Genomic DNA, 20,232 nt, shown 5'->3' with positions numbered 1-20,232 from the left:
AGTGGGAGCGCCACACCGATGACCGAACAGGACCACCTGACGCACCTCGACGCCGCGGGTGCCGCCCGGATGGTCGACGTCTCCGCCAAGGACGTCACCACCCGCACCGCCCGCGCCACCGGCCGGGTCCTCGTCGCGCCCCGCGTCATCGAGCTGCTGCGCGGTGAGGGGGTCCCCAAGGGCGACGCCCTGGCCACCGCCCGTATCGCCGGCATCATGGGCGCCAAGCGCACCCCTGACCTCATCCCGCTCTGCCATCCCCTCGCCATCTCCGGCGTCAAGCTCGACCTCACCATCACCGACGACTCCGTCGACATCACCGCGACCGTGAAGACCACCGACCGCACCGGCGTGGAGATGGAGGCGCTCACCGCGGTCAGCGTCGCCGCCCTCACCGTCATCGACATGGTCAAGGCGGTCGACAAGGCGGCGGTCATCACCGACGTACGGGTCGAGGAGAAGACCGGCGGCAAGTCCGGCGACTGGAGCCGGGCATGAAGGCCCTCGCCATCACCGCGTCCAACAGGGCGTCCGCAGGGGTGTACGAGGACAGGGGCGGCCCGGTGATCGTGGAAGCCTTGACAGCGCTCGGTTTCACCGCCGACGGTCCGCTGGTCGTCCCCGACGGCGACCCGGTCGAGCAGGCCCTCCGTGACGCGGTGGCCGCGTCGTACGCCCTCGTCATCACCACCGGCGGCACCGGAATCTCGCCCACCGACCGCACCCCCGAGATGACCCGCCGGGTCCTGGACTACGAGATCCCCGGCATCCCCGAGGCGATCCGGGCCGCCGGGCGGGAAAAGGTCCCGACCGCGGCCCTCTCACGTGGCACCGCGGGCGTCGCGGGGCGCACCCTTGTGGTGAACCTTCCGGGCTCGACCGGCGGCGTCAAGGACGGTCTCGCCGTGCTCGCCCCGATCCTTGCCCACGCCGTCGACCAGATCGCGGGCGGCGACCACCCCATGTCAGGGAGACCAAGCTGAACGGGTCATGGCCGGCCGAGCTGAGGGACGGCGACATCGTCCTCCGCCCCATAAGGATGCGCGACCAGCGCGCCTGGCGTGAGGTCAACCGGCGCAACCGCGAATGGCTGCGCCCCTGGGAGGCCACGGTGCCCCCCGCCCCGCCGGGCCATCTCATCCAGCGGCCCACCTTCCGTCAGATGGTCCGGCACCTGCGCGGCGAGGCCAACGCCGGCCGCATGCTGCCGTTCGTCATCGAGTACCAGGGGCAGCTCGCCGGGCAGCTCACCGTCGCCGGGCTCACCTGGGGCTCCATGTGCTCGGCGCACATCGGCTACTGGGTCGACGAGGCCGTCGCCGGGCGCGGCGTGATGCCGACGGCGGTCGCGCTCGCCGTGGACCACTGTTTCCGCTATGTGGGGCTGCACCGTATCGAGGTGTGCATCCGGCCGGAGAACGCGCCGAGCCGCCGCGTCGTCGAAAAGCTCGGCTTCCGGGAAGAAGGACTGCGCCCACGCTATCTCCACATCGACGGCGCCTGGCGCGACCATCTCGTTTTCGCCCTGACGGCGGAGGAGATCCCGGAGGGTCTGCTCAGCCGCTGGCACCAGGCAAGACCGGGCACCCCGCAGAAATAAAACAAATATTCGAAAATGAACCCAATAACAAAAAAATCTCTGAGTATCAGCCAGATCGTGCGACACACCGGGCGGAATTACGTATGCCCCGCCGCTATGGCCCTTACCGTGTGATGCGTGAGCAGCAGCGGCCTCATCTACGCAGTCATCGTCGGGGCCTGGGCTGCCTACTTGGTGCCGATGTGGCTCCGCAGGCAGGACGAGCTCAACGAAGCCCGTCCGACGGAACGCTTCAGCACCGCCATCCGGCTCCTGTCCGGACGCGCGGCGCTTGAACGCAAGTACGCCAAGGAGCTCGACGAGACCGAGCCGGCGCCCGAGGCCGACCGCCCGGAACCGCCCGCCGAAGCGGTGGACGTCCGGGCCCTCGCCGTGCCCGCCACCGAGGTCAAGCCGCCCCGCTCCGCGTCGGCCCAGGCGGCGTCCCCGGCACCGGCCCCGAACCCCCGCGCCAAGGTCCTCGCCCGCCGCCGCCGCACCACCACCCTGCTCTTCCTCGCCTTCACAGCCGGCGCCATCGTCGCCGCCGTCGGCGGCCTCTCCCTGCTCTGGGCCCCCGTCGTCCCCGCCGTCCTGCTCAGCCTCTACATCGGCCACCTCCGCACCCAGGAACGCCGCCGCTACGAGGTCAAGCTCGACCAGCGCCGCGCCGCCGAAGCCGCCAAACGCCTCCGCGAGCGCATCCCCCCGGCCCCCCCCGCCCAGCCCCCGGCCCCCGAACCCGCTCCGGCCCCCCGCACCGCCGACCGCCGCGCCCTCGTCGAGCAGACCGACCACGCCGAATGGGTCGACCAGCAGCGCCAGCAGCCCTCCGAAGACACCTGGGAAGCCCCCCTTCCCCACCCCACCTACGCCACCGCCCCCGTAGCCCCCCGCCGCGCCCGCCGCCGCGACCGCACCCCCCTCTTCGACCAGTACGGCGACCCCGACCGCCCCCGCGCCGCCAACGAGTGACCTGCGTGCGTGAGCGGCGCGTGATCAGCACGTGAGCGGACCACCCTCGCCGGGATGCTAGAGTTTTCCTCGTTGCAAGGGCCTGTGGCGCAGTCCGGTAGCGCACCTCGTTCGCATCGAGGGGGTCAGGGGTTCGAATCCCCTCAGGTCCACACAACGACCGTTCGCGGGTTCGCCTGCGAACTGTTCACGAGATCCCGATCAGACGGTCACCGTCGGATCGGGATCTCGTCGTTTGGGCCTCCAGTTGTGTGAAAGTCGGCCTGCCGGGCCGCTGGGAAGCGCGGCGGCCCGCGTCGGAACGGACCGGGGGTGGAGATGCGGACATGTTGCGGGGACCGCAGGCATGGACGTGCGGGCCCAGAGGGTGGAGGGCGACATCCTCAACATCCATTACGTGGCGGGCAAGGACTGACCTTTGGCCTTCGCCGAAGCGCCGTCCGCCGACGCCGTCAGGCGCGTCCACGAACGGGCCGGACACCCCGCTGACGAGGTGCACCCCGTCCCGCTTTCGGTGTAGGCGCGCGGCTCAGTCTCGTTGACCGGCGCCACGGCAGCCGGGCCGCTCAGGCGTCCGTACCTCGGCGGTTGGCGTCCGAGCGCTCGGACGGCCGGTAGCCGTAGGCAGCCTCGCGCACGGCGGAGTCGCTCTCCAGAGCAGCGCCCAGTGCACCGCCGATGGTGGCCAGCGAACTGACGGTCCAGGCGACCCGGAGGTAGTCGCCCAGGTCGACCGGGTGGTGGAGTTGGTTCCGCAGGACACTGGAGGGGATCAGGGCCGTCCCGCACACGCCGACGATGATCAGCAGCGCCGCGTAGAGCGTCAGCACTCCCAGAATGACGGTGAAGGAGGTCGCCAGATTCATCAGCACCACCCGGTCGCGCGCTTCGGGCGACGGGCTGCGTTCCCACAACCCGTGGGCGACGATGAGCGTCCCGCTGATGGCGGCCATGGAACCGAACGCCAGCGTGAGCACCCGGCCCAGGCCCATGCCGTCGGCGATCTGCCACAAACCCGGGGAGGCGAGCGCGAAGGCGCCCGCGCCGAGCGCACCGACCAGCGCGTGCGACAGTCCGGAGACCAGTCGCCAGGGACGGTTCGCGCGGACCATGCCCACCAGCAGACGCAGGTTCCCCTGACCCGCCGCGGTGACGAACCGCACCGTCTCCTTGTCCGGGGTGTACGGGCGGCCCAAGGGCGAGGAGAGTTCCTCCAACTCCTGCATACGAGCCCGCAGACGAGCCCGCACACGAGCCCGCATACGGGTCGGGCGGGCGGACTGGCGGCCGTCTTCAGATCTCCTGGTGAACAGTCGGTCCATCATGCGCAGCGCCACCTCCGCCGCCCGGTCACGGAGGTCGACGGCCCCCAGCGCCGGTACCGAGATGACGCCTACGCCGAGCGTGACGCTCACATGGGCGGTCACCGGTCGCCGCCCCACGTGCAGCGGGAGATCGGTCAGGCACAGCGCGACCTGCCAGCCCTCGTCGAGCATCCGCTCGCGGGTCAGCCGGACCAGGTCGACGCCCATGCCCGCCCCGGCTCCGGCGAGCATCTCGGTGCGCGTCACCACGTGCCACTCGATGTCCGGAAAGCGCCGACGCAGGCGGGTCCGGAGTGTGCCCGCGATTTTCCCGGAGAGTTCCTGCGCCAGGCCGGGCGCCGCCAGGAGACCGACCACAAACCTCTGCCGCTCCTGGCCGGACCCGTCCGCTGCCGTCGATCGCGCGTCGCCCACCGGCCCACTCCTACCACGCGGCAACCGGCAATCCGGACATGCCGCGCACGCGGGTCCGTCCGGCGCCGGTCCCAGGCCGCCCAGGCCGAGACCTCGCGCCCGCTGCGGTCGGCCGCCCGCTCACGCGTTGGCGGGCTCGACGGCGTCATGCCGCTGGCCAGGGATGGGGAGGACGGGCTCGGGCACGGGGGTGGGGACGGGCATGCATACGGGCACTGTGCCGCCCAGGCGGCTCGGCCCCGCGTACCAGGAATGAGCAAGATGCCCTCCTCGGCGCCGCCGCAGTAGTGCCAGCCCGCGGCGTTCGCTGGGCGGATGGTGCCAGGCGGGGACGGTTCTCGTGAGACGGCTGGGAGGGGGCATGGGCGAACCAGCGTTCAGCCGTACCAAGGCACGGGGCACAAGGCACGGGGCACAAGGCAGAGGACGGTGCGATGCGCCGCTCATCGGCCGGACGACCGCGACCCCACGACCGCCACTACGCGGTCGGGGGCCACGGTTCGCCGCCCCCGCGCTCGCCGGGGTGCTCGCGCTGAGCCTTGCCCCGCCCCTGCCGCTCCTGCTCGCCGCCGTACTGATGGCCGCGGCCACAGCAGGGCTGTGGGCACTGCCAGCCGGGTGGGTAGCGGAGGCGGATGACCGGGAGGGCGCTTCCATGGCGCGAACGCTCGTCCGTGCCTGGCCCATCTACGTCACTGGCGCCGCCGCAATGTCCCTGCTGGCGCTGGCCGAACTCATCCTGCCCGCGCTGCTGGAGCAGCGGGCGATCGGCGCCGGCTGGGCGGGCCCCCTCCTCGCCGGATTCTCGATCGCCTCCGCCGCCGGGGCTGCCCTATATGGCCTGCGCGGCACCTGGCCCGGCTCGCTGCGCGCGCAGAGCCTGGTCCTCCTGCTGGCCGTCGCCGGGTGCGTGACCCTCGTCGCCACAGCGGGCTCGCTGCCCTGGATCGCGGGCGCTCTCCTCGTCGCCGGGCTGCTGCAATCCGGCGTGCAGTTGACCCGCGCCTTGTCGCTCCGCGAGGCCCTGCCGCCCAGCGCGCACGCGGCGGCGTACTCGGTGATGTACGCGGCGACCGGCGTCGGCTACGCGACCAGCGCCACGTTGGTTGGCGCTGTGCAGAGCCGCGGCCTCGCCGTCCGTCGCCGTCCTCGCAGGCGTGGGGCTCACCCTGCTACTGATCGCAACCAGCGCCTTGGGCGAACTGAGGGCCCGACGCCAGGCAAAGCAGCCGGGAGCCAGGGCCACAGGGGATGCCCGCAGATGAACCGTTCACCTGGACGGTCGGGATTTTTGTCGTTTCTGGTGTCTGTTCGAGGTCGTTCGGGGTGGTGGATGGCCGCGGGCCGCAGCAGGAGGTGTGCTCGTCCGCCCTCGCACGGTCTTGGGGCCGTCATGGGGTTGTGGGTAGTGGGGTTGTTCGGCGGGTTGGTTGTCCGGCAGGCGGGGGTGGATGTCCGCTCTGAGGCATCCGCCGGCCAGTGGCAGGATGCTTGCGGTAGATGTCATCGAGGTCACGGGTGCGACCGGATGCCCGTTCGATCACGGGAGAATCGAAGGAGGCCCGATGAGTCGGAAGAACCACCACATCGCCGTGCTCGTGCTCGAGGGTGCGAAGCCGCTCGACGTCGGCATCCCCGCGCAGGTGTTCTCCAACCGGCCGAGCATGCCCTACGAGGTGCGGGTGTGCGGCGCCGCGCCCGGACTGGTGACCGGCGGCGACGGCCTCTCGTATCACGTGGCCGAGGGCCTCGAGGCCTTCGAGCACGCCGACACCATCTTCATCCCCGGCTATCGGGATCCGGCGACCACAGAACCGCCGGCAGCGGTCGTCGGCGCGCTCATGGCCGCCCACGAGCGTGGGACCCGGCTCGCGGCCATCTCGACAGGGGCGTTCGCGCTGGCGGCGACGGGCCTGCTCGACGGCAAGCGGGCGACGACCCACTGGCACTATACGAAGGCTCTCGCCGAGAGGCATCCGCTCATGCTGGTCGACGAGAACGTGCTGTTCGTGGACGAGGGCGACGTGCTCACGTCGGCGGGCGCGGCATCCGGCATCGACCTGTGCCTGCACCTGGTGCGGCGCGACCACGGCGTCGGGCTCTCCAACCACGTGGCGAGACGGCTGGTGGCGGCGCCCTATCGCAGCGGGGGGCAGGCGCAGTACGTTCCCCGGAGTGTGCCCGAGCCGCTCGGCGACCTGTTCGCGAGCACGCGTGAGTGGGCCCTGGCGCACCTCGCCGAAGCGTTGACCCTCGAGGCGCTCGCCCGCAACGCGGGGGTGTCGGCGCGCACCTTCTCGCGGCGGTTCGTGGAGGACACCGGCTACACGCCGATGCAGTGGGTGCTCCGGGCGCGGGTGGACCTGGCACGCGAGCTGCTTGAACGCACCGATCTGGGCGTGGAGCAGATCGCCGACCGAGTCGGGCTCGGCACCGGCGCGAACCTGCGTCTGCACTTCCACCGCATTCTCGGCACCTCCCCGACTGAGTACCGTCACACCTTTTCGGCCTGAGCTCCCCGAGGCCTGTGCGTTTACGGGAGGGGTCGCCGGTCCGGCTGGTGCGGCGGGTACTGGCGCGCTGGTCCTGTGAACGCCTGTAAACGGGGAGAGGTGGCGGGATCCTTGCGGGCGCTGGCGAAAGATGTGGCGGGACCCTTGCGCATGTTGTCGTTCACGCCACTGTCGGCCCGGCATTCGGATGCCGACCATGGAGGGCGGAACGAAAGGAACCCCCATGACCCGCATCGCCGTCAACGGATTCGGCCGTATCGGACGCAACACCCTCCGCGCCCTGCTCGAGCGCGACAGCGACCTCGAAGTGGTCGCCATCAACGACCTCACCGCCCCCGAAACCCTCGCGCACCTGCTCAAGTACGACAGTTCGCTCGGCCGCCTCGGCCGCTCCGTCGAGGTCGACGGAACCGAGCTCTTGGTCGACGGCCGCCGCATCAAGGTGCTCGCCGAACGCGAGCCCGCCAACTTGCCGTGGGCCGAGCTCGGCGTCGACATCGTGCTCGAGTCCACCGGCCGCTTCACCGCGGCGGATGCCGCCCGCGCACACATCCACGCCGGCGCCAAACGCGTGCTGGTGAGCGCCCCCTCCGACGGCGCCGACGTCACGCTCGCCTACGGTGTGAACACCGATGCCTACGACCCCGCTGAGCACGTGATCATCTCGAACGCCTCGTGCACCACGAACGCGCTGGCTCCGCTGGCATCCGTGCTGGACGACCTGGCCGGCATCGAGCACGGCTTCATGACCACGGTGCACGCCTACACCCAGGAGCAGAACCTGCAGGACGGCCCCCACCGCGACCTGCGCCGCGCCCGCTCCGCCGGCGTGAACATCGTGCCCACCACCACCGGGGCCGCCAAGGCCATCGGCCGGGTGCTGCCGAACCTCAACGGCAAGCTGTCGGGCGACTCGATCCGGGTGCCGGTCCCGGTGGGTTCGATCGTGGAGCTGAACACCACGGTCTCACGCGAGGTCACCCGCGACGAGGTGGTCGCGGCCTACCGTGCCGCCGCCGACGGCAAGCTCAAGGGCATCCTCGAGTACGCCGACGAGCCGCTGGTCTCCAGCGACATCACCGGCCAGCCGGCGTCGGCGATCTTCGACGCCGCACTCACCCGCGTCGACGGCAAGCACGTCAAGGTGGTGGCCTGGTACGACAACGAGTGGGGCTTCTCGAACCGCGTCATCGACACGCTCGAGCTGCTCGCGCGCGACTGAGCGCGTGCGACCGACCGCGCGCGACCGACCGCGCACGACTGACCGTCAGGGGCCTGAACCCGACCGGCCCCTGGCCGCCCTCAGGCCTGCGTGGGCAGCGTCGGCCAAGGCGTCAGCCGGGGGCCGGGGAAGAGCGGCTGCACCGCACACTGTCTGGCTATTTCCGGCGTGAGCAGGTGCACTTGCTGCACACGCGCTGCTTGACAGGTACGGGGGAGGAGTCCTGCCGGCCGATGCTGACCAATACGCGGCCCGTGTCCCGGATCGCCGCCGCCCGTTGGCGGGCCCGTCTGTCGTCCTCCCCCGCTCGTCCGGATATGCCTCCGCTCCCCGGCCGCAGCATGGTGCATCGTGGGATGCACGCCTGCATGGCCGGAGAGCGGAGAACTATCGCCGGGGGGTCACCCGGTGTACGCCGCGAAGGTGCGGGTGAAGTCCCAGGCAGCCTGGGAGACGCCGGAGCAGGTGTCGTCGTTCGGGTATGCGCCCGGGCACGGCCGGTCGCGGTTGGCGGACCAGAAGGTCAGCCGTGCCAGGTGGTGCGTTTGCGCGTAGCTGAGGATGGTGCGGAAGTCGGCCACGGTGACGGTCTCGCTGGCGTCGGTGATCCCGTTCATCGAGGAGATACCGCTGTGCCGGTACGCCTGGTCGTCGGTGTAGCCGTAGGCGGTCTTGAGGGCGTTCTTCAGACCGTCGGTGGCCTGCATGGTGAGGTTGCCCATGTTCTGGCCGGCGCCGCCGAAGTCGAACGGCATGATCGTCCAGCTGTCGACGGTCAGCCCGGAGGCGGCCGCCTTGTTGATCAGGCCGGTGTCGGGGCCGGTCTGCCCGGAGCCGATGGTGACGTACTCGACGATGCCGGGGTTGTTGGTCTTGATGATCTTGAGCGCGTCGACAGTGCGCTGCTGGACGGTGGCGTTGCTGTACGCGTCGGCCTCGATGTCGATGTCGATGGCCTTGAGCCCGTAGGCGTTGATGACCTGCTGGTAAGCGCCGGCGAGCGCGGAGGCGCTGGTGCAGGAGGACTCCAGCTTGTTGCCGCTGTAGCCGCCGAAGGACGGGACGACGTCGCCGCCGGCCGTCCGGATCTTGTTGATGGTGGTCTGGTCGACGCCACCGGTGAGCGCCCGTGAGCCGTCCCACTGCGGGTTGCAGGTGCCGTTGCTGAGCACGAAGGCGAGGGTGAACCACTTGACGCCGGTCGCCGACATGATCGTCGTCGGGTCCGGCGGGTTGCCCCAGCCGTTGTAGATGTACGGCGCCACGGCCTGCACTCCGCTGGCGGGCGGTGGGGTGGTGGTGCTGGCCGGCGTGGTCCATTTCTGGTTGGCGCCGCCGGTGCAGGTCCAGATCTGGAGCCTGGTGCCGTTGGCGGAGCTGTTGCCGGTCGCGTCAAGGCACTTGTTCGTCGCCGGGTTGACGATGTCGTGCGCCGCGCTGACGGTCCATTTCTGGGCGTTCGTGCCGTTGCAGTCGTAAAGCTGGATCTGGGTGCCGTCGGCCGTACCGGCGGCGGTGATGTCCATGCACTTGCCCAGCGCGCGCAGGGTGCCGTCGGAACCCACGGTCCATTGCTGCGCGCTGGAGCCGTTGCAGTCGTAGAGCTGCACCGCTGTGCCGTTGGCGCTGTTCGCCCCGGCTATGTCGATGCATTTCCCGCCGATCCCGGTGATCGGTCCTGTCGGGTCGGCGCCGGAGGCCGGGGCGATGACGAAGGTGCTCAGGGCGCCGGCGGCGAGGGCGGCGGCGAGGAATGTCGCGAGTCTTCTCATCAGCCGGTCACGGTCCATTTCTGGTTGGCGCCGCCGGTGCAGGTCCAGATCTGGAGCCTGGTGCCGTTGGCGGAGCTGTTGCCGGTCGCGTCAAGGCACTTGTTCGTCGCCGGGTTGACGATGTCGTTCGCCGCGCTGACGGTCCATTTCTGGGCGTTCGTGCCGTTGCAGTCGTAAAGCTGGATCTGGGTGCCGTCGGCCGTACCGGCGGCGGTGATGTCCATGCACTTGCCCAGCGCGCGCAGGGTGCCGTCGGAACCCACGGTCCATTGCTGCGCGCTGGAGCCGTTGCAGTCGTAGAGCTGCACCGCTGTGCCGTTGGCGCTGTTCGCCCCGGCTATGTCGATGCATTTCCCGCCGATCCCGGTGATCGGGTGGCCGACGGCGGCGGTGTTGCTGGTGGTGACGTGCACGTAGTCGACGACGAGTTGCTGCGGGAACGACGTGGTGCTGTCGGGGTCGCCGGGCCAGTAGCCGCCAACGGCGAGGTTGAGGATGATGTAGAAGGGGTGGTCGAACACCCAGGTGTTGCCGCCCAGGTCGGCGGGGGTGCGGGTCTGGTAGACGATGCCGTCGACGGACCAGGAGATGGAGTTCGGCGACCAGTCCACCGCGAAGGTGTGGAAGGCGTCGGAGAAGCTCTGCCCGTTCGGGAGGGTGTATCCGGCGCCGATGCCGGCCGAGCCGGAGTAGCCGGGGCCGTGGATGGTGCCGTGGATGGTGCCGGGCTCGTAGCCGACGTTCTCCATGATGTCGAGCTCACCGCTGTTGGGCCAGCCGACGGTGCCGATGTTGTTGCCGAGCATCCAGAACGCGGGCCACATGCCCTGGCCCCGCGGCAGTTTCATGCGCGTCTCGAAGTGGCCGTACGCCTGGGTGAAGGTCTGCGCGGTCGACAGCCGGGAGGAGGTGTACGTACAGGTGCCGTACCAACACTGGTAGTTGGCCGGGTTCTCCTTCTTGGCGGTGATGACCAGGTCGCCCTGCCCGTCGAGCGCGGCGTTGTTGGTGCCGCTGGTGTAGTACTCGCGCTCGTGGTTGTTGACGTTGTCACCGGTCTCGGGGCGCCAGTTGGAGCTGTTGACGGCACTGCCGGCCGTACCGTTGAAGTCGTCGGTGAAGGTCGCGGTGGCGGCTGCCGGGGCGATGCCGAGCGCGCTCGCGCTGTGCGGGGACGCGGGCTGCTGGAGCGCGCCGCAGAGCGTCAGGACGGCGGCTGCGAGCAACGCAAGTGGGCGTATGCGTCGTATGGCGGGTGATACCGACATGCCGGACTCCTTGGTCGGGGCGTCAGGGATCGGAGAGTGGGGTCATGCCCCTGACAGGTGGGGGGACGCTCGGGAGCGCTTCTCTCACGTCTTAGCTCACGACGTGATTTAAGTGGTGGGGGTGAGGGGCGTCAATACTTCTAGCAAAGGTCTATACCTTAACGTTGCCCCACATCGTCGAGCCCTACACGGGCCGGGCCCCGGATGCTCCTCGGACAGGCGGTTCTGGGCGACCTGGCCGGGCGCGGGACGGCGTTTCGCCGGGTGACCTGGACCAAATCCAGCTACAGCGGCGGCAACGACGGCGAGTGCGTCGAGTTCAGCCGCGCCCTCGCCCCCACCGGTACAGTCCCCATACGCGACAGCAAGAACCACGACGGCCCTGCGCTCGTCGTCCCCGCAGCCTCCTGGCGCGCCTTCGTGAGCGCCGCCGGGCGCGGGGAGTTCACCGCCCTCTGAACACCTCGCGACCGCCCTGTCGGCCCGGCATGATAATCACTTCCTAGGGGACGGTGATCTGCGGCCGTGCCATGTTGCCGTGGGGCACGACGTAAGAGGCACGAGGGGGCCGTCATGAGGTTGTTCGGGCGTTTTTCCAGATCCGCTCCGAGGACGGATCCGGACTACTGGGACCCGGATCTGGCGCGGCTGCGCGCCGCCGCCGGGGGGCGGGACTGGTCCGCGATGCGGGAGCGGTTGTCCGCCGTACCCGAGGGGCAGGAGCGGACCTGGTTGCTGGCGCACGCCGCCAAAACGGCCGGGATCGAGGAGTGGATCCCGGCGGTGATCGCGGCGGAGCCGGACTCGGCGCTCGCGCTGCTGGTCTCGGGCGCACGCCGGGTCAGCTGGGCGTGGGAGGCGCGGACCAGGGCGCGGGCGACGAATGTCTCCCGGGAGCAGTTCCAGACCTTCCACGAGCGGTTGCGCGTCGCCGAGGAGCAGTTGTACGAGGTGGCGGAGCGCGAACCGGACTGGGTCGCGCCGTGGTACTTCCTGCAGATGTCCGGGCGCGGACTGGAGGTCGGGCAGGATATCTCCCGGCTCCGTTTCGAGGCGGCGGTCAAGCGCTGCCCCGAGCATCTGGGCGCCCATCAGCAGCAGTTGCAGCAGGTGTGCGCCAAGTGGAGCGGCTCGCACGAGGAGATGCACGCCTTCGCCCGCACGTCCATGCTGAACGCTTCCCAGGGCAGCGCGCTCGGCGAACTCGTCGCCATCGCGCACCTGGAGCAGTGGGGCGAACTCGAGCCGGGTGAGGACGCGAAGTACATCCGCCGGGCCGACGTCGTCGCGGAACTGCACGAGGCCGCGGACCGGTCCATCCGCCACCCCACCCATGGCCGCCCGCGCGGCTGGCTCAACACGTACAACTCCTTCGCCATGGCCTTCTCGCTGGCGGGTGAGAAGAAGGCTGCGGCGGAGCTCTTCAACGCCATCGACGGGCGCGTCACGGAGTTCCCGTGGCAGTACATCAACGGCGCGGATCCGGTGAAGCCGTTCCGCACGTGGCGTGACGCGGTCGGCGGCTGAATCAGCCGCACGCCCCGGTCCCTGTCCAGCCCAGACATTCGCCAGCGTTCACCGACGTTCGCCGCTCACCGAGGAAGCCCATCAGGTGCCCCAGTCCGAGACAGCCCACACTTTCCAGGTCGATCTGCGAGGCCTGGTGGACCTGTTGTCCCACCACCTCTATTCCAGCCCCCGCGTCTATCTGCGCGAGCTGCTGCAGAACGCCACGGATGCGATCACCGCGCGGCAGGTCCGGTTCCCCGGCACTCCCGCCACCATCACGGTCCGTACCGGGGACACGCTCACCGTGACCGACACCGGCATCGGTCTGTCCGAGGCCGATGTGCACACCTTCCTGGCCACCATCCACCTATGACCGGGACCTGGTGCACCGGCTGCCCGAGATCCGGCCCGGCACCGCCGTCACCGACCTGGACCCCGCCACGGTCACCGCGCATCTGGATTCGGTCGACCCGTCCGCGGAACTGGCCGCGGCCGCGTTCCTCACGATCGCGCGCGAGGTGATCGGCGAGTACGACTGCGATGTCGTCCTGCGCACTTTCCACCCCGTCACCGCCCCCGCGCTGCTGCTGGACAACCGGGAGGCCCGCCACGAGCGGACCCGGGCGGATCTGGCCGAGGGAAGCGACGGGCTGTGGGCCGAGATCCTCGGCTCGCTGCGGGCCGAAGCGCCCCGGGCACAGCTGGTCCTCAACCACCTCAACCCACTCGTGCGCCGCGCCGCGACGATCACCGAACGCGGACTGGCCGTCACCGCCGTCGAGGCGCTGTACGGGCAAGCCCTTCTGATGACGCGCCGTCCGCTTCGGGCCGCCGAGAGCGCGCTGCTCAACCGGGCCTTCATCGGCCTGCTCACCCACGCCATGCATGACCAGGGCGCCGCGCCCGAGCCCCGGAAGGAGCCGTAAATGCTGGAGACCCCGGAAGCCGTCTTCGAGGCGCTGCGCGAGAACAACGAGCGGCCCTACGGCCTGCACCGCACCGTGACAGCCGAAGAACTGGTCGATGCCGCAGAGCAGTTCGAGGAGCCCGACGTCCTGGTGACGGCGCTGCTGGAGCTGATGTCCGCGTACGAGTACACCGGCGAGCACCGCAAATCACCAGTCGTCTTCGCCCGCGTTCTGAAGCTGAGGGACAGCAAGCCCGGCGCCTTCAGCGAAAGGGAGGCCCGCCAGGTCCTCTGGCGTTTCAAGTGGGTGACGACGTCGCTGCTCCAAGTCCCCGACATCTCCCTGACCGCGATCCGGGGGTGGACGGACCAGATGCGGGACCGCTACCGCGACGCGGGACACGGGATGCAGCCGGTGGCCGCCATGCGCCACCGGGTCGCCGCACACACCGGATCCGACCACCTGGCGGCCTACGACCTGTGGGTGACCCGGCCCCGCGAAGAACTGAGCGACTGCGAGGCCTGCGAGACACGGCACCGGGCACTGCACCACCTCCGTTCCGGCGACGAACAGCGTGCGCTGGACATCTGGCGGCCGGTCCTCAGCGGCGGGCAGGGGTGTTCGGAGGAGCCCTACGTCAGCCAGGCGCATGCGCTGCTGCCGCTGCTGCGCCTCGGCCGCACCGACGAGGCCCGCTCGCACCACCTGGTCGGCTACCGTTTCGCCCGGGGCAAGGCCGGAATGGCCGAAGAGGTGGGCCTGCACCTCGAGTTCTGCGCGCTGTCGCGGAACGAGGGCCGGGGGCTGGAGATTCTCGCGGAGAACCGGACATTGTTCGACGCCACCGGTGCTCCGTTCTCCCTCCTGGGTTTCCTCACCGGTGTCCAGGTACTGCTGAGCCGCCTGGTCGAGGACGGATACGCCACCACAGCCGTCGCCGGGCCGCTCGGGCGGAACTGGACGGCCGAGACCCTGCTGGCCCACGTCAGCGGCGAGGCGGACGCCCTGGCCGCGGCCTTTGACGCGCGAAACGGCACCACCGCGGTCGGTGACCGGCGCCGCCTCCGCACGGCCCACCCCCCACTGCTCGCCGAGCCCCTGCCCCTGGGCCTGCGGACCTCGACCGCCGCCGTCCCCGCCGCGTCCGCGCCCGCGCCGGCCGCCTCGCGGGACATACCCGAGGACTTCGCGACGCTGGTGACCCAGGCCCGGCAGCTGGCGGCCGACGGCCATCCCGGCGACACCGTTCTATGGGAGCGGATCGCCGAACGCGTGGCCGCCGACGACCACGTCCACGATCCCGAACTGGGCCCGGAGGCCCGGCTGCGGGCCGAACTGGCCGAGCAGCGCGCCTTTGCCGCATACGAGGAGGAGCGCTGGGCGGACGGCAACGCCGCCATGGCCGAAGCGGCCGAGCTGTTCGAACGGGATGCCGGCCTGCCCTGGCACGCCGTCGCGGCCCGGGCCCGCATGGCCACGGTCGCCTGGCGGTCCGGACAGGGAACCGACCGCCCGGCCACCGACAGCTCCCCGTCGTGGTCCGATCTCGACGCCGCTCTGCGCGACGCGGAAGAACTGCTGGCCGCCGGAACCGCTGACGCGGGCGCAGCCGAAGCGGGCGCAGCCGGTGCCCCGGAGAAGTACCTCACGGTGCTGCAGTGCCGGGCCTTCGCAGCGCATTCCGAGGCCGCGGCAGAACTGCCGGACCTCTCCACGGCGACCCGTGAGAGGTTCGAGTCCCTGACAGGGGCTGTGCTGTCCGAGGCAGCCCGGCTGGAGACTCCCCACCAGGCGGTCGGCGTGCGCATGTATACCGCCGATATCGCGGTTCGTACCGGCAGCCCCGACGAGGCCGTCGCGGAGTTGCGGACCGCTCTGGACATCCTCGAGGCGAACGGCAGACCGTGGCGGGCGCCGCGGCTGGAAGCGCAGCTGGGGCAGATCCTCCTCCAGCAGGACAAGCCCGAGGAGGCTGTGGCGTCCTTGCAGCAGGCGCTCGCCGGAGCGACCCGGTTCGAGGACACCTCGTTCCCCGTGGCGCGCACCTACATGCTGCTGGGCCACGCCTCCTCCCACGCCGGTGACCTGCCCGGCGCGGTCCGGTACCTGTCCGAGGCGGCCTCACGGTTCGACAGGGAGGCCGATGACAACGCAGCCGCGGAGACCCGGCTCCAGCTCGCCGACGTCCTCGGGCGTTCCGGGCGGGAAGCCGACGCCGTCGCGATCCTGGAGTCCCTGGTCCTGGACGACGCCTCGGCCGCTGTCGACGAGCGGCTCCTCGCCCAGATCCGGCTCAGCCTGGCACGAGGCCTGCGGGACCTGGAGGAGCACCGGGCCTCCGCCGAGCAGTTCCTGCGTCTGGCCGACACCGTCGCGGCCTGGGAGGAACAGGGCACGCATACTCTGGTCGCTTGCGAAGCCGCTGTCGCGCTGGCGCGGGCGGACCGCTGGGACGCCGCCCGCGCCGCGTACGAGCGCGCTGTGGTCTCGCACCGCAAGTCCCCCAACCCGAGCCGGGTCGCCGACATGATGCGCGAGTTCGCGGCCCTCACCATGGCCTCCGAAGGAGCCGACGGCCTCGATGCGGCCCTCGGGCATCTCACCGAAGCCGACGAACTCCGCGCCTGCGTCGATGAGGAGGCCGACGACTTCGTCCACTGGTACCAGGCCGGAGCCACCCACTACCGGCGTGCCCGCACTCTCGCCGGAGCCGAGCGCTTCGCCGACGCACTCGCCGAGATGGAGCGCGCCGTCTCCGCCTACGAGGAAGGCGGCCCGCGGGGCGAGACCCCCCGTGCCGAGGCAGTCCGCGTCGCCGCGCTGATCGAGGCCAACGGACTGCGCTCGCCACAGGCGGCGACGGCCAGGCTCGACGCGGCGGTCAGCCGGTGTGAGGCCGCCGGCCTCCAGCAGGCGGCGAAAGTCCTCGCGAATCTGCGCGACGAATTCGCCTCCCGCCGTCCGGGATGAACGACCGCCGTCGGCGGGGCAGGGGGCCCGGACGGGACGTTCCGGAGCGAACGGCTCCAGGCGGCATTCAATGACGCGGACTGGGCGCCGTACCTGCTGATGAGCGGCGAGCGGCCGGTCGGATTTGCTCTCGTCCGCGGCCTGGCCGGACAGACGCGTGTACTGAACAGCTTCTTCGTGGTGCGCGGGGCGCGCAGGACCGGGATCGGGCTGAGCGCCGTCCAGGAGGTGGTTGCCAAGTACCCGGGTCCTTGGGAAGTCGCCTTTCAGGACGACAACGCGGCCGCGGTGCGCTTCTGGCGTTGCCTCGCCACCGAGATTGCCGGTGAGGCATGGACCGAGGAACGCAGACCAGTACCAGGCCGGCCCAGCCTGCCGCCCGACGTATGGACCTCGTTCCACGTGCATGTCGCTGCGCGTCGGCCGGGCGGCTGAGGGGGCGTGTCCTCTCTGTTGTCAGTGCCGTTGTTCACCCCTCTCAGTCGGTCCGGACCGCCAGTGCCGGGTCAAAAACGAACGCCCCCGACGGCGCGTTCCGTCGTATGGTCAGTGATCCTTGGCTGTCGGTTCCAGGACGAAGACAGGGATCTCGCGGTCTGTTTTCTCCTGGTAATCGGCATAGTCGGGATACGCCTCGACCGCGCGCCCCCACCACAGGGCCTTCTCTTCTCCGGTGACCTCACGGGCCGTCATGTCCTGGCGCACCGGGCCATCCTGTAGTTCCGCCTGGGGGTCGGCCACGATGTTGTGGTACCAGACCGGGTGCTTGGGGGCGCCGCCCAGCGAGGCGACGGCAGCGTAGGTGCCCTCGTGCTCCACCCGCATGAGCGGAGTCTTGCGGATCTTGCCGCTCTTCGCGCCTCGAGTCGTCAGGATGATGACCGGCAGGCCCCGCAACGTCGTGCCCTCGGTACCCCCGGAGCTCTCGAACAGCTCGACCTGATCGCGCACCCAACGCTCCGGGCTCGGCTCGTACTCACCTTTTAGAGGCATGGCATCTGTCCCATCTTCGAAGGCTCACATCGCTGACGGCAGCTGCACCGATCAACGCTCATGACTGCATCGGTAAGGTTTCACCGCCTGGGTCCCGCTCCATCACTCGGATGCGACCAACGTGTCGTCGCTGTCCCGGTTGGTGGTTGGTACTGTATGAGGCCTTAGTTCTTCGCGTGTCTCAATGACGGCATGCGCCCTCCTTGCCACGTTTCAGGCTAAGTCGACAGGGCTATGCCCCCCATGTGCAGGCCGTGCTCCCCCTCACCCTACCCATGCTTCCGATGAGCCGTTTTGGGTGAATTTTCCAGGGGATCCTAGGACTCAGACGCGTGGAAGCGCGCCGGCAGATCGGGGGTCGCCATGACAGGATCAAGTCGCGCGCGAGAGATCTTCGTCATGGCGGTCATTACAGCAGCCTCATGCGTTGGATCAGTTGGACTCACCTTCGCCTTGACGAGCCTTCCTGAAATTCAATCCACTGCGAACGGAAACGCAGGCCAAGCCTACGGCGCCGCCGCCGCTGCCACGTCTGTCGTTGTACTCATCTACATCGCTCGCACTTTCCATCAGCAGGGCGAGGAAGCGCGTATGCATCGCGAGGTATTGGAGGCTCAGCGGGTAGAGCTTTCTCTTCAGCGAGAAGACGCCCTGAATCAACACAAGAGCACGCACCGCTCAGCCGAGGCGGCTGTCCGAGGACAGCACCTTAAACTGTTGCAGATGGCAATAGAAGATCCGCTCTTGATGACATGCTGGCCAAACTACGGCCGCGACATATCAGACGATCGCAGGAAGCAGTACATGTACTGCAATCTGATCATTTCGCATCACTGCATGTGCTATGAGTTGGGTTACTTCACCGACGAGGAAGTGGAAGAAAGTCTGCACAACATTTTCGGCAGTGAGATGATCCGCGAGTTCTGGGAAAAGACTCGCGCCCCCCGTAACAGCACGACGCCTTACGGGGGGCAGATGCGAAAGTTCTACGAGGTAGCTGAGCTTGCCTACCTACGTCAGCCACTGAAGGCGTAGCCCGACAGCGGGTGACCGTCGGGCCACGACCGGGGGTATCAGGCCACGGGCGGGTGCCACCCAGCGCTGATCAGAACCTCTCGTGGCACTACCACGAGTTCTTCCCCGTCTCCTACCCCTGAACCTACAGGAAGGGTGTTTCGGAGTTCAGGTGATGCTGTGCGGCCGATGAAAGCGACGTCCCCTGTCGACACGGAGAATACCGAAGGGCAGTTGAGCTCGTTGAGGCATCGCTGACCTTCGTCCAGCCGCCTGGTGATTCGCATCTACTTCCTTTGCTTCCTTTCGGGCATCGAAAGCACCAGAGCATACAGTAAAACGATCAGGAGCCGGGGGAGGACGTCGCGCCGGGCGCCGCCTGCGCGTCGTTCAGGCTGGTGCCCGGCGGGAGCGGCTGAGTGGCACGGCGCTGTTCAGCCCATGCCCGGTTCTCTGCTGCCGAGATTTCGACTGTGCGGTCGATGAGCGCCTGTCGAGCAGCGTCGTCCCGTGCGGCCTGTGGCGTCAAGCGGTAGCGGACGACCGCCTGGTGCAGGGCCAGCCAGGAGACGCCTGCGGTTACCCAGCGCTCGTTGGGATTGAAGGCCTGGCGAAACCCCGTCAGAAACAAAGCGACCGCGGCAAGGGATGCACTGATCGCCGCCGGTGCGCTCAAGGCGGAGACAACAACGGTCGCGGCGGTGCTCAACAGCGTCAGGAAGTCGCCCGCCTGCGTGAAGACACGAGCTCGCCTCTTCGCACGCCTCAACCAGTCGAGTTGGTCCATGGCGTAGGCGAGGGCGGGGTCGCTGGCATGTTCCCAGGGCTCTGTTTGAGCGGTGCGGCGAGGTGACATACCAGCAGTTTGCGAGATGGCGCGGTCAGCCGCACCAAGGATTGAGCGACTGATTCACGCTCTGTGCGGACGATCCGTGCCGAGACCTCGACCGCGACGATCCCCGCCGGTGCCGGCGGGATTACTTGCGTCGGAAGGTCTCCACCGGCTGGCCGGGACGCCAGAGGCGGATGACCAACTCGTCGCTCTCGACAGCGGTCACAACTGAGCGGGGCGGAGCCTGCCGAGAGCGGGAAGAAGAAGCGGCGGGGGTTCGAGGCGCGGCCCGGCTTCCACGTCGTGGGCCACAGGCTCGCCCTGGACCCAGGCGCGTCCGCCCTGCAGGCTCTGGCCTCGCATTGCGGGGCGGCGCGGGTCGCCTACAACTGGGCAGTGCGGCATGTGCTGGCGAGTTGGTCGCAGCGCGCGGCGGAGGAGACCTACGGCGTCCCCGAGGCAGAGCGCGTTCCGTGGCGGTCGTGGTCGCTGCCGTCGTTGCGGAAGGCGTTCAACGAGGCCAAACACACCGACCCCTTCCTGCGGGAGTGGTGGGCGCAGAACTCGAAGGAGGCCTACAACACCGGCCTGTCGAACGCTGCCGCCGCGTTCGACAACTACGCCAAGTCCCGGCGCGGTGAGCGCAAGGGCGCCCGGATGGGCAGGCCCCGTTTCAAGTCGAAGCGGAAGGCTCCTCCGGCGTGCAAGTTCACCACCGGCACCATCCGCCTCGATGACCGGCGGCATGTCGTCCTGCCCCGCCTCGGCCGGATCCGCCTCCATGAGGACGTCCAGCCCCTCGCGGACGCGATCGCCGAAGGCGGAATGCGGATTGTGTCGGTGACGGTGCGGTTCGAGCGGGGCCGCTGGTTCGCGGTCCTGCAGACCGAGGAACGCAACACCATCGCCCCTGCCACCCGGCCCGGCACGGCGGTCGG

16 protein-coding genes, 1 tRNA gene and 4 pseudogenes are annotated in these 20,232 nt (G+C 69.5%); 16 read left to right on the top strand and 5 right to left on the bottom strand.

Annotated elements, in window-relative coordinates; genetic code table 11:
* Positions 1-18 precede the first annotated feature (18 nt).
* The 6 genes and pseudogenes from moaC to FCI23_RS39365 form a co-directional block, all read left to right on the top strand.
* A complete protein-coding gene (moaC, locus tag FCI23_RS39390; RefSeq protein ID WP_136728955.1) occupies positions 19-498 on the top strand; it encodes a cyclic pyranopterin monophosphate synthase MoaC in 480 nt (159 codons plus the stop codon).
* The gene (locus tag FCI23_RS39385; protein WP_136728954.1) at positions 495-983 is read left to right on the top strand and encodes a MogA/MoaB family molybdenum cofactor biosynthesis protein; all 489 of its coding nucleotides are present in this window, start codon (positions 495-497) and stop codon (positions 981-983) included. The genes moaC and FCI23_RS39385 overlap by 4 nt, the downstream gene beginning before the upstream one ends.
* Complete coding sequence (locus FCI23_RS39380; protein ID WP_211265658.1) at positions 980-1,600, top strand: GNAT family N-acetyltransferase; 621 nt, start codon at positions 980-982, stop codon at positions 1,598-1,600. The genes FCI23_RS39385 and FCI23_RS39380 overlap by 4 nt, the downstream gene beginning before the upstream one ends.
* A 117-nt stretch (positions 1,601-1,717) precedes the next feature.
* Entirely contained in the window at positions 1,718-2,554 is an 837-nt protein-coding gene (sepX, locus tag FCI23_RS39375) for a divisome protein SepX/GlpR (RefSeq protein ID WP_136728952.1), read from the top strand.
* A 78-nt stretch (positions 2,555-2,632) separates the two neighbouring features.
* Positions 2,633-2,706, top strand: a tRNA-Ala gene (locus FCI23_RS39370).
* Between the two features lie 275 nt (positions 2,707-2,981).
* A pseudogene (locus tag FCI23_RS39365) lies at positions 2,982-3,074 on the top strand (nickel-binding protein); the annotation flags it as partial.
* A gap of 46 nt (positions 3,075-3,120) precedes the next feature.
* Here FCI23_RS39365 and FCI23_RS39360 read toward each other — a convergent pair.
* A complete protein-coding gene (locus FCI23_RS39360; RefSeq protein WP_136728950.1) occupies positions 3,121-4,293 on the bottom strand; it encodes a hypothetical protein in 1,173 nt (390 codons plus the stop codon).
* 1,565 nt (positions 4,294-5,858) lie between these two features.
* On the opposite strand from FCI23_RS39360, the gene FCI23_RS39350 reads away from it, so the two are divergent.
* Both FCI23_RS39350 and gap read left to right on the top strand, forming a co-directional pair.
* Positions 5,859-6,806 carry a GlxA family transcriptional regulator gene (locus FCI23_RS39350; RefSeq protein WP_136728949.1) on the top strand — a complete coding sequence of 316 codons (948 nt, stop codon included), beginning with the start codon at positions 5,859-5,861 and terminating at the stop codon, positions 6,804-6,806.
* 223 nt (positions 6,807-7,029) lie between these two features.
* Positions 7,030-8,028 (top strand): type I glyceraldehyde-3-phosphate dehydrogenase, encoded by a 999-nt coding sequence (gene gap / locus FCI23_RS39345; RefSeq protein WP_136728948.1) that lies wholly within the window; start codon positions 7,030-7,032, stop codon positions 8,026-8,028.
* Between the two features lie 401 nt (positions 8,029-8,429).
* Here the strand turns inward: gap and FCI23_RS39340 are convergent, their stop codons facing one another.
* Together FCI23_RS39340 and FCI23_RS39335 are read right to left on the bottom strand one after the other, a co-directional pair.
* Positions 8,430-9,800 (bottom strand): chitinase, encoded by a 1,371-nt coding sequence (locus FCI23_RS39340; RefSeq protein ID WP_136728947.1) that lies wholly within the window; start codon positions 9,798-9,800, stop codon positions 8,430-8,432.
* A complete protein-coding gene (locus FCI23_RS39335) occupies positions 9,800-11,068 on the bottom strand; it encodes a glycoside hydrolase family 16 protein (RefSeq protein ID WP_136728946.1) in 1,269 nt (422 codons plus the stop codon). The genes FCI23_RS39340 and FCI23_RS39335 overlap by 1 nt, the downstream gene beginning before the upstream one ends.
* 204 nt (positions 11,069-11,272) lie before the next feature.
* On the opposite strand from FCI23_RS39335, the gene FCI23_RS39330 reads away from it, so the two are divergent.
* From FCI23_RS39330 to FCI23_RS39310, 6 genes and pseudogenes are all read left to right on the top strand, one after another.
* On the top strand, positions 11,273-11,527 hold the full coding sequence (locus FCI23_RS39330; protein ID WP_136728945.1) for a DUF397 domain-containing protein: 255 nt from the start codon (positions 11,273-11,275) through the stop codon (positions 11,525-11,527).
* A gap of 114 nt (positions 11,528-11,641) precedes the next feature.
* Positions 11,642-12,595: a hypothetical protein gene (locus FCI23_RS39325; RefSeq protein ID WP_136728944.1), complete on the top strand. Its 954-nt coding sequence runs from the start codon at positions 11,642-11,644 to the stop codon at positions 12,593-12,595.
* Positions 12,596-12,680: 85 nt separating this feature from the next.
* The gene (locus tag FCI23_RS60790; protein ID WP_246144507.1) at positions 12,681-12,950 is read left to right on the top strand and encodes a hypothetical protein; all 270 of its coding nucleotides are present in this window, start codon (positions 12,681-12,683) and stop codon (positions 12,948-12,950) included.
* Positions 12,943-13,503, top strand: a pseudogene (locus FCI23_RS39320) (HSP90 family protein); the annotation flags it as partial. The gene FCI23_RS60790 and the pseudogene FCI23_RS39320, both read left to right, overlap by 8 nt.
* Positions 13,504-16,455: a hypothetical protein gene (locus FCI23_RS39315; RefSeq protein ID WP_136728943.1), complete on the top strand. Its 2,952-nt coding sequence runs from the start codon at positions 13,504-13,506 to the stop codon at positions 16,453-16,455.
* 12 nt (positions 16,456-16,467) lie between these two features.
* A pseudogene (locus tag FCI23_RS39310) lies at positions 16,468-16,890 on the top strand (GNAT family N-acetyltransferase); the annotation flags it as partial.
* Positions 16,891-17,001: 111 nt separating this feature from the next.
* Here FCI23_RS39310 and FCI23_RS39305 read toward each other — a convergent pair.
* A complete protein-coding gene (locus tag FCI23_RS39305; RefSeq protein WP_136728941.1) occupies positions 17,002-17,448 on the bottom strand; it encodes a nitroreductase family deazaflavin-dependent oxidoreductase in 447 nt (148 codons plus the stop codon).
* Positions 17,449-17,847: 399 nt separating this feature from the next.
* On the opposite strand from FCI23_RS39305, the gene FCI23_RS39300 reads away from it, so the two are divergent.
* A complete protein-coding gene (locus tag FCI23_RS39300; protein ID WP_136728940.1) occupies positions 17,848-18,483 on the top strand; it encodes a DUF6082 family protein in 636 nt (211 codons plus the stop codon).
* A gap of 322 nt (positions 18,484-18,805) precedes the next feature.
* On the opposite strand, the gene FCI23_RS39295 is transcribed toward FCI23_RS39300, so the two are convergent.
* A complete protein-coding gene (locus tag FCI23_RS39295; protein WP_169317139.1) occupies positions 18,806-19,249 on the bottom strand; it encodes an SLATT domain-containing protein in 444 nt (147 codons plus the stop codon).
* 348 nt (positions 19,250-19,597) lie between these two features.
* Between FCI23_RS39295 and FCI23_RS39290 the strand changes: the two are divergent.
* Positions 19,598-20,232: pseudogene (locus FCI23_RS39290) on the top strand (IS607 family element RNA-guided endonuclease TnpB); the annotation flags it as partial.

The sequence above is a fragment of the Actinacidiphila oryziradicis genome, from assembly GCF_005047355.1.
GTDB lineage: Bacteria > Actinomycetota > Actinomycetes > Streptomycetales > Streptomycetaceae > Actinacidiphila > Actinacidiphila oryziradicis.
This window is presented reverse-complemented; position numbering and strand designations above follow the sequence as displayed.

Bases quoted from the DNA above. Each gene is read 5' to 3' on its own strand.
- FCI23_RS39330 (WP_136728945.1), top strand. From the start codon at position 11,273: ATGCTCCTCGGACAGGCGGTTCTGGGCGACCTGGCCGGGCGCGGGACG.
- gap (WP_136728948.1), top strand. From the start codon at position 7,030: ATGACCCGCATCGCCGTCAACGGATTCGGCCGTATCGGACGCAACACC.
- FCI23_RS39315 (WP_136728943.1), top strand. From the start codon at position 13,504: ATGCTGGAGACCCCGGAAGCCGTCTTCGAGGCGCTGCGCGAGAACAAC.
- FCI23_RS39300 (WP_136728940.1), top strand. From the start codon at position 17,848: ATGGCGGTCATTACAGCAGCCTCATGCGTTGGATCAGTTGGACTCACC.
- FCI23_RS39325 (WP_136728944.1), top strand. From the start codon at position 11,642: ATGAGGTTGTTCGGGCGTTTTTCCAGATCCGCTCCGAGGACGGATCCG.
- FCI23_RS39295 (WP_169317139.1), bottom strand. From the start codon at position 19,249: ATGGACCAACTCGACTGGTTGAGGCGTGCGAAGAGGCGAGCTCGTGTC.
- FCI23_RS39305 (WP_136728941.1), bottom strand. From the start codon at position 17,448: ATGCCTCTAAAAGGTGAGTACGAGCCGAGCCCGGAGCGTTGGGTGCGC.
- FCI23_RS39340 (WP_136728947.1), bottom strand. From the start codon at position 9,800: ATGAGAAGACTCGCGACATTCCTCGCCGCCGCCCTCGCCGCCGGCGCC.
- FCI23_RS39350 (WP_136728949.1), top strand. From the start codon at position 5,859: ATGAGTCGGAAGAACCACCACATCGCCGTGCTCGTGCTCGAGGGTGCG.
- moaC (WP_136728955.1), top strand. From the start codon at position 19: ATGACCGAACAGGACCACCTGACGCACCTCGACGCCGCGGGTGCCGCC.
- FCI23_RS39335 (WP_136728946.1), bottom strand. From the start codon at position 11,068: ATGTCGGTATCACCCGCCATACGACGCATACGCCCACTTGCGTTGCTC.
- FCI23_RS39385 (WP_136728954.1), top strand. From the start codon at position 495: ATGAAGGCCCTCGCCATCACCGCGTCCAACAGGGCGTCCGCAGGGGTG.